Source organism: Methanoculleus sp. UBA208 (genome assembly GCF_002498065.1).
GTDB lineage: Archaea > Halobacteriota > Methanomicrobia > Methanomicrobiales > Methanoculleaceae > Methanoculleus.
The window spans coordinates 1-9160 of record NZ_DAFZ01000007.1; the positions used below are offsets into that span (position 1 = coordinate 1).

At 57.4% G+C, this 9160-nt stretch carries 7 protein-coding genes; 6 read left to right on the forward strand and 1 reads right to left on the reverse strand.

Annotated features, from left to right (window positions below):
• From BRA62_RS00430 to BRA62_RS00440, 3 genes are all read left to right on the forward strand, one after another.
• A partial coding sequence (locus BRA62_RS00430) for a CDP-glycerol glycerophosphotransferase family protein (RefSeq protein ID WP_292364064.1) occupies positions 1-961 on the forward strand: 961 nt, incomplete at its 5' end.
• Positions 962-1268: 307 nt separating this feature from the next.
• Positions 1269-1559 carry a hypothetical protein gene (locus tag BRA62_RS00435; RefSeq protein ID WP_292364065.1) on the forward strand — a complete coding sequence of 97 codons (291 nt, stop codon included), beginning with the start codon at positions 1269-1271 and terminating at the stop codon, positions 1557-1559.
• Between the two features lie 13 nt (positions 1560-1572).
• Positions 1573-2241 (forward strand): hypothetical protein, encoded by a 669-nt coding sequence (locus tag BRA62_RS00440; RefSeq protein ID WP_292364066.1) that lies wholly within the window; start codon positions 1573-1575, stop codon positions 2239-2241.
• A gap of 125 nt (positions 2242-2366) precedes the next feature.
• Here the strand turns inward: BRA62_RS00440 and BRA62_RS00445 are convergent, their stop codons facing one another.
• Entirely contained in the window at positions 2367-3221 is an 855-nt protein-coding gene (locus BRA62_RS00445; RefSeq protein WP_292364068.1) for a hypothetical protein, read from the reverse strand.
• 717 nt (positions 3222-3938) lie between these two features.
• Here BRA62_RS00445 and BRA62_RS00450 point away from each other — a divergent pair.
• The 3 genes from BRA62_RS00450 to BRA62_RS00460 all read left to right on the forward strand — a co-directional run bounded on the left by BRA62_RS00450 (position 3939) and on the right by BRA62_RS00460 (position 8802).
• Positions 3939-5081 (forward strand): glycosyltransferase, encoded by a 1143-nt coding sequence (locus BRA62_RS00450; protein ID WP_292364069.1) that lies wholly within the window; start codon positions 3939-3941, stop codon positions 5079-5081.
• Between the two features lie 83 nt (positions 5082-5164).
• Positions 5165-7828, forward strand: coding sequence for an oligosaccharyl transferase, archaeosortase A system-associated (locus BRA62_RS00455; RefSeq protein WP_292364070.1), 2664 nt, complete (start codon positions 5165-5167; stop codon positions 7826-7828).
• A 5-nt stretch (positions 7829-7833) separates the two neighbouring features.
• Positions 7834-8802 carry a histone deacetylase family protein gene (locus BRA62_RS00460; RefSeq protein WP_292364072.1) on the forward strand — a complete coding sequence of 323 codons (969 nt, stop codon included), beginning with the start codon at positions 7834-7836 and terminating at the stop codon, positions 8800-8802.
• Positions 8803-9160 lie beyond the last annotated feature (358 nt).

Here is a 9160-nt window from a genome sequence, read left to right on the forward strand (position 1 = left end):
GGAGGAATTCAACAAAGCCCAATATTCGTTATCCGGCGTACTCACGCTACTCCGCGCGAAAGTGGTCTTCTACGTTATGGGAGAAGCAGATATACCGTTCGCCACTTTTTCGCAGAAGACGGTCACGATCCAACTCTGGCACGGGATACCAATAAAAAGGATCGATAATCCTGGAACCAGCACCGATACCTTGCGCTCGTTGCTTGCCAGACTTTTGAAACTTTCTCAATATACCTATTGGATTTCTAATTCAGCAATCGACAGGAACGCAACTGCACTCTGTGCCGGATTGCCCATTGACAGGGTACTAATAACAGGATATCCCCGTAACGACTATTTAATCGAACATAAAGGAACACCTTCAGCAGAGATCCTAGATCGCTTCCCATACTTACAAAAAAAGATTATTCTCTATGCTCCCACTTGGCGAGAAAAAACCAAAGTTCAATTCTTTCCATTCGATGATTTCTCCTTTGAGGAAATTAACACATTCCTTGAAGTGAATGATGCGTATCTGCTCCTGCGGGGGCATTGGAGCGATGATATTTACGCAAAGAATGGCAAGATCCAGTATAAGTTCCTCACCAAAGGTCGGATAATTGCTGCAACCCATGATGTGTTTGAAGATGTACAGGAACTCCTGCCCTGCGTTGATATTTTAATTAGCGATTATTCGGGCATCTGGATTGACTATTTGCTCTTGGACAGACCGTTGATTTTTGTGCCGTACGATCTTGAAGAATACGAGAAGGAGCGCGGGCTATTGTATAACTATTACCAAATTACTCCAGGGCCAAAAGTTTCAACAAACAAGGAATTGATTGAAGCAATGCAAGAATATATCCAGAACTCGGAAAAGGACTCAGAAAAGAGGGCGTACATCAAGAAGGTATTCCATGAATATGAGGATGGGTTGGCATATAAACGCATTTATGAGGCAATTAAAAAATGCAGGAACTGATCCTGTCTCGTTGAATCACTTTTTCTACAAAGAGGTACATCTCAGGCTGGTAGAACCGTCTGATGAAGAGTGAGCTGCCAGCAAAAAATATTTGATAATGGGGCAAGAACGATCTCACAGAATGAGAGAGTTTAACCGCTTCCATAGCAAACCAATAGAGGTAGGGACGGATCCGCAGGTATGATACACGAACCATGAATCATGCTGCAGGCTATCGATCACGTGGAGTTATCTCAGACCCCTGCGTGAAACACATATCATAACGTCATGATTAAGTTTTGTCAAGGATTCAGCAAGGAGTTGCCCGATGCATAAGTTAGCAATTCTGGTGGTAACATATATTGACGATATCGAGTACGTAGAGCGACTAATCGCTAGTTACAAAAAATACAACGCTCACAGGATACCCCTGTATCTCGTCGCACCGGAATCCGATATCAAAGCATTTGAAACGTTCGTGGACGATGGTATCGAACTCATCGATATCGAGTCAATAACAAATGATCTGGTCCACGACAAAAGCGTGTTTGGTTTCAAACCTGGGTACGTCAACCAGCAGATAATCAAACTTACATTCTGGAAAAAAAAGGCTCTGTGAAAACTATTTCTGTATGGACTCCGACGGTGAATTCATTCGAGATTTCTTTGTCTCTGACTTCATGTACGATAATGACACCCCTTTTACGATACTCGTCGAAGATAACGAACTGGTAGTAGAACCGGAGTACTATCGAGATTACTGGAAAGACCGGGAGAAGTCGATCCGCCGGATACAGAAGGAGGTGGGGCTGAACGACAGAAGAATGTTAACCTGCCATGGTTTTGCCATACTCTCGTGCAAAGTACTGGAATCGCTGCACGACAACTATCTCTTGCCGAATAATTTGACGTATCGGGACCTGCTGAGCATAGCACCGTACGAGTTCTCCTGGTATAACATGTGGTTGCAGAAAGACAGAACAATACCAATAGAATTCAGGGAACCCCTTGTGAAAATATTTCACCACAAGAACCATCATATGGAGTATCTGCAACGAGAGATCACGCTGCAGGATATTTCAAGGGGCTACATTGGGATCGTCATAAATTCAAACTTTTCAAGAAAGTATGGAGTCGTCTCGTACGAGGACGGCGATATATACGAACTCTCGCCCAGAGAGATATACACGTTGTCCTGCAAGATAGCGAATTCACTCCTCTCTACGGTAAAGCGGGTACTGCGAAATCTGGTGTCCCGAGTCAAGAAAAAGCGCGTTATAACGACCACAGGTGAGAGTTAGCCGGTCGAGGCGTCCCAACCCCAGATAAAGAGACTTATGTCCTGAGGCCATGTTCGACGTCCTTATGAAGGGCTCCAACAGAGGAAAAGATGCGACAGGAGCCGGAAGGAATCCGGAACTGTCCCTTAGAGTTCATTTTGGAATGCAGTGGCGGCAAGCGCACGGAACCGGCCCGCAAGTTGAGGGATCCACATCTCCTCCCGTGCCGCCATTATGTTCCTGCACTGCTCCCGGTAACGGTCTTCGGGCTTGCTCCGTATGACCTCCGTAACGCAATCCCTGACCTCGGCATAGGAGGAGCAGAGGTACCCGATGTCCCCGAAGCGGTTGAAGTAGTGCTCGAAGAAGGGATTCTTAAGCGTGATTAAAGGTTTTACATACGACAATGCATCGAAAAACGCCCCGCTTGCGGTCAGGCGGTAAGAGCTGGGCCGGTAGAGAAAGACCGAATAGTCGATCTCTTTTGCATAGGCCGAGAATGCTTCCCGATCCAGTGGTTTGTACGCAGAGGGTATGTTTAACCTGGAGTTCAGGAGATGGTCCAGACGCTTGTCGTTCAGGTAACCGATCAGGGTGAACAACGACCGGTCGCCCAGCCCGGCACGACCGATGTCGTCGGCAAGACGGTGCATTGCATCGGCCCCTTTCCCCCGATGCACGACGCCGAAGAACCCGAACTTCACTCTTTCCCCGAACGCATGCACCTCGTTCCCGGCGGGCTGATAAAAATACGGATGATCGAGAGCACTCGCGTACCTGCCCATGTGCGGCAGCACCGATACGAGATCGTCCAGGATCGGCTGCCCGTATACCCGAAACTGCAGGCGATCGTTGTTGAAATGAGAAAACCAGAACCTGAACCAGAAGGGGATCTCGGCAAGCCGTATCGGCGGGAGGGAGATGTCGCGGAGCAGGCCGTGTGGGATGGCAAGGCAGCCAATCCGAGGGTAACTAGGGAGAAGTCTTTTGATTGCAATCATCAGTGGGCAGGTAATTGAGCAAAAGACTATCCTTTCGGCTCCTATCCCCTCACAGGTCTCGAAGACAGTCCGGACCAGAGCGGAGTCTCCACTGTATCGTCCCAAACTTGATAAAGATCTCGCTGGAACCGAAATTTGCCGGTAAGTAATCTCAACGTTATGTTGATCGAGTAGATTCCTCACCTGTTTCAGATGCCCCTCCTCTGCAAGGAAGAGTAACTCTTCGCCCGAAAACGCCTCACGAACGACCGCAATAAATGCGGAGTTTACCTGACAGTGTTCGAACCCGACACACTGCGGCTCGCAAAGGATGATCATGCTTGACTAACCTACTGTTATTCAAAAGCTGTAGTTGTACTGTTTCATCTACAACCATTAATGTTATACCTCCTACCGGTGCAACAACCATAGGCCCCAGATTATTCTTCCAGTCGCTTTTTCAGGTTATCGCGACAAAACCCACCAAGAGTGGTCGCATCGACCTCCCGGGATGCAGACAAGGCTCACACACGAATTCCCATCGTATAAACCACAGGGGGTCGAGCTCGGCAGCCCCTAACCCAAAGGACGGGTTCTCAAAACGCTGAAGCGTCAATTGTCCAATCGGAGGCCTCAATATCTAAAGACTCCGAAAACCCAGGGCGCCCTCAAGGCCAGTAACCCATGACGCGAGATCATCTTTAACTACTTCAAATCGATCGCAAGAGCACAAGATCGATGAAGATCCTCCTCGTCTCCACCCAGGACTACATCCATCACCCGATCCCCTCGAGGCACCACAACATCTTCGAGGAGCTCGCGACACGGCACGAGGTCCACGTGCCCCACTTCCACGTCAGCCGGGGCAAGGAGCGCGAGACCCTTCTTCACGTCCACGAGGCGACGCGGTTTCCCGTCGAGAGCCCGTTCCTCCACTACACCCTGAACGCACCCTGTCACTACCGGGTCATCAGCGAGATCATCCGCGACCACGAGATCGACATCGTCGTCGGCGCCCACGTCCTCGCGGGGACGGCGATGGTCCGGGCGGCGAAGAAATCCGGCGTCCCGGTGGTCTTCGACCTCAAAGACTGGTTCCCCGACTCCGCCGCCGCCTACTACAAAAATCCCGCGATTAAGTGGCTGCTCCGGGAAGGCGTCCTCAGTATCACTCGCTACAACCTGGACCACAGCGACGTCGTCACGACGGTCTCGCCCGGGCTCGTCACGAAACTCCGCCGATACGGCTACGAGGCCGAGCTGATCACGAACGGCGTCGACACCGACCTCTTCCGCCCGATGGACGGCGGGGCGATGCGTTCCGCCCTCGGGATCGCTCCCGATGCCTTCGTGCTCGGGTTTGCGGGGGCGGTCGAGCGGTGGTACGCCCTCGACGAGGTGATCCGGGCGTTCCCGGAGATCCTCAAAGAGCACCCGAACGCGGAACTCCTGATCGTCGGCGGTTCGCTCTTCACCGGCTACCTGGACGAGCTGCGGGCGCTCGCCGCCCGGCTCGGGGTTGCAGGCAGGGTGCACTTCACCGGCGCCGTCGATTACCGCGACCTCCCCGGCTACATCGCGCCGATGGACCTCTGCCTCATCCCGCTCGCCCCCCCGCAGTGGATCGATATCGCGCTCCCCAACAAGTACTTCGAGTACTCGGCCTGCGGGAAACCGATCCTCTCGACCCCCATCCCCGACATGCTCCGGATGGGCGGCGGCCATATCGCCGTCTACCGGGATAGAGTTGAGTTCCTGGAGCGGGTCGACGAGCTGGCCCTCTCCCGGGGGCGGTGCCCGGCCGGGATCGAGGAGCACAGCTGGAAGAGGAAAGCGGAGGCGTTCGAGAAGGTCTTTGCGCACGTGACGGGAACGCGCTGAAATTCATTCTTTTTCCGGCGTCACGGATACGCCAAGGTTATTAATGGTTCGAAGGGAAACAGATTCGTAACAAGGAGTGTCCGATGGCTCAGATGGATCTCAAGAAGTACCAACCATACATCATCATTGGCGTTATCGTCCTGTTCGCCCTGCTCACGCTCTGGACGCGGGGTATCCCCTCGGAAGGTCTGGTGACCGCCGAAGGCGTCAATCTCCTCGGCAACGACCCCTGGTACAGCCTGCGCCAGGTGGAGCAGAGCGTCGCGAACTTCCCGGGCTACGCCTGGTTCGATACCATGACGTTCTATCCGAGCGGCGACGTCATCTACTGGGGGCCGCTCTTTGTTCAGATCATAGCAGCGCTCTGCGTCCTCACCGGCGCAGCGACGCGCCCCGAGATCATGCTGGTCGCGTCCTGGGTTCCTCCGCTGATGGCCGTGGCGATGGTGCCGGTCACCTACCTGCTCGCGAAAAAGATCGCCGACTGGAAGACCGGCCTCATTGCAGCAGGCCTGATCGCGGTCATCGGCAGCAACTACGCCTACCGCTCCCTCTTCGGCTTTGTCGACCACCATATCGCAGAGACGCTCTTCTCGACGATCTTCGTCCTCGCCTATGTCACGGCGCTGCTTGCGACGCGCGACCACCCGTTCTCCCTGAAGGACCGCGGAACCCTCACGGTTGAGAGCCTGAAGGCCCCGGTGCTCGCATCGGCGCTCGCGGGCATCGCCTACCTCCTCGGCCTCTTCAACATGCCGACGATGATCCTCTTCGCGCTCATCGTGGTAGTCTTCACCCTGGTCCAGTTCCTCCTGGACTTCTTCCAGGACCGGTCGAGCGACTACCTGGTCCTCGTAAACGCCGTCGTCTTCGGCGTGGCGATCCTCGGGATGGCGGCGTTCGGCTTTCCGCACCCCGGCCTCGACCTCTCCCGGTACACGGTCGGGCACGTCATCGTATATGCCGTCCTCATCGCAGGCACCCTTGCGCTCTACGGGCTCTCGGTCTTCCTGAAGGGGCGCCCGAAGTACTACTACCCTGCCGCGCTCGCCCTCATCGCGGCCGCCGCAGTCGCGGTGCTCTTTGTCGCCCTGCCGGACATCTACAACCTCCTGATATCGAGCCTCATCTCCTTCTTCGGCGAGCAGCCGGTCACCACGACCGTTCAGGAGGCACGGGCCTGGTCGTTTTCCGCCGCCTGGGCGACGTTCCACTGGGGCCTCGTACTCGCGGCCGGCGGTGCCGCAGCCCTCCTCTGGAAGAACCTTGAACGGGTGAACCCGGCCCACGTATTCGTCCTGATCTGGTCGGCGATCATCCTGGCATCGACCGCCGCACACGTCCGCTACGAGTACTACCTTGCCGCAAACATCGCCCTGCTCTCGGCGGTCTTTGCAGGAGTGGTCATAGATGCGACCTGGAAAGACGTTGCACGCCTCCTCGGGAGAGGGAGCGGCAGCAAGGCATCCTCCGGCCCGGCGACCACCGTGAAACAGGAGGAGGCGCCACGAAAGGGCAAAAAGGGCGGCAAGGGCCCCGAAGCACGAAAGGCGAAGGTTCCCCCGAAGAATCAGCCCGATTACCTCAAAGTCGGGGCCTTCGCCGCGGTCGTCGCCGTCACGCTCCTCTTTGCCGGGACATCCCTCATGGGGAACATAGCTCTCGGCACCAACGCGAAGTACAGCGGCATGGACTCGCAGTGGATGGAGGCCCTGGAGTGGATGGGCGAGAACACCCCCGACCCCGGCGTGGACTACTACGCGATCTACGACCGGGAGTCTTTCACCTACCCCGAGGAGTCTTACGGTGTCATGTCCTGGTGGGACTACGGCCACTGGATCACCTTCGTCTCAAAGCGCATCCCGAACAACAACCCGTTCCAGCACGGGGTCTCCGGCCCGAACGGCTCCGCGACCTACTTCGTCTCGACTTCCGAAGATGCCGCAAACCGGGTCCTCGACAACGTCGGCACCCGCTACGTCATTACCGACATCCAGCTCGACACCATGAAGTTCCACGCCCCGGCGACCTGGGCCGATCCCGAGGTGGGTCAGAAGCCCTTCCAGCCCTACTTCCTCCTCCCGGAGAGCGCGGGCTCGACGAATTACCAGGCGGTGCCGTTCAACACCCAGGAATACTACCTGACGATGGTCTCCCGGCTCCACAACTTCGATGGGTCCATGACCGATCCGACGGAGGCATCGGTGATCTACGCCGAGTACCGTGAGCCGGAAGCGGCGAACACCTCTCTCCCGGTCATCACGCGCACCGAGCAGATGGACGCCACCGCAGGCGCGGCCGCGGTGGAGGCCTACAACAGGAACGCACCGGCGGGGTCGGGCGCGACCCTGCTGAACATGTACTATCAGTACCGTGGGGACTCGGTCCTCCAGCCGCTCGAGCGGGTGCCGGCGCTCCAGCACTACCGGCTCGTCCACGAGACACCCCGGAACGTCTACGGCAACGTCGGTGAAGACGGGCCCGACCTCAAAACCGTCAAGATATTCGAGTATGTTCCCGGAGCCACGATCAATGGCGAGGGGATCATCGAGGTGCCCATCGTCACGAACACCGGGCGGGAGTTCACCTACCGTCAGGAGAGCGTGAACGGCACGTTCGTCGTCCCGTACGCGACGTCAGGGTGGTCGGGCGAGGTGAAGGCGACCGGACCGTACCGGATCGCGGGCACCGGCCAGACGTTTGACGTCACCGAAGAGGATATCCTGCAGGGACGCACCATTAACTGACGAGGATGCGGTCTTCAGTCATCTACGGTGACGTCTTTACCAGACACGACATGGAGGCTCACCCCGAGTCGGGTGCCCGGTTACGGGCGGCCCTCTCGGGGATCCCGGAAAGCGTGAGGTGGCGTGCCCCCGTCCGCGCCACCGAGAGCGACCTGGAACGGGTTCACGACCCGCGATACATCAGGTGGGTACGGAAGATGGCGACGGGAACCTGTTTTCTGGACGTGAACACCTACGTCACCTGCCACTCCTTCGATGCCGCATCCTATGCCGCCGGGTCGACCTTCGCGGCGGTGGAGCGCACACTCGAGGGCGAGCACCTCTTCGCTCTCGTCCGCCCGCCGGGCCACCATGCCGAGCCCGATCGCGCGATGGGGTTCTGCATCTTCAACAACGCCGCCGTCGCGGCGGCGAAAGCACTTTTATCGGTCGACCGGGTGGCGATCCTCGACTGGGACCTGCACCACGGCAACGGCACCCAGACGGCGTTTTACGGGAGCGACCGGGTGCTCTTCTGCTCGGTACACGAGGAGAACAGTTTCCCGAAGACCGGGTGGGTGGACGAGATCGGCACCGGCGCGGGCCGGGGCTACACCCTCAACGCCCCGCTTGCGGCGGGGTCCACCATCGCCGATTACCGGCACGTCTTCGAGGAGGTCTTCATCCCGGCGCTCGTCCGGTTCCGGCCCGACGTCCTGATCGTCTCGGCCGGGCAGGACGCCCTCTCCGACGACGAACACGGGCGGATGCATCTCGAACCCGATGATTACGGCGTGCTCGCCAGGATGTTGATCGACGGCACGGATCTTCCACTCGCGCTGACGCTCGAAGGGGGCTACGGCCCGTCGCTCGGGAAGGCTATCGACGCGATATTCCGTGCCCTCGCGGGGAAGCGCTTTGAGCCCGCCGAGAGGCCACTGAACCGGGGGACGGAAAGGGTTGCGGATCTCCTGAAGAAGGTCCGGTTCTGCTAAGCAGCCCCTTTCGACCGGTGAACCGGCAGTGTGCCGGTGTGGAAGGGGAGATGACATGGGCTCATGCATGGCCTCATGTGAAGACGCGAGGTCCGGCTCTGTTGAAACCCTGTTCCGATCTTCATCCTTTCCCTGATGAGGCTGGTGCCAGATCAGGCTGCCCCCGGAACGACCTTTTTCTCGGGCATGTCCTCATGCAGTGGACCGTGGTGGCTATCGCAACCGGGGGTGGGGCTGACGGGGAGGGGGAGACCCCCTCCCCTGTCTCTTACGCGCGAAGAACCGCATACCTCATCGACCCCCCCCCCCCCCCCCCCCCCCCCCCCCCCCCCCCCCCCCCCCCCCGCCGCCCCCCCCC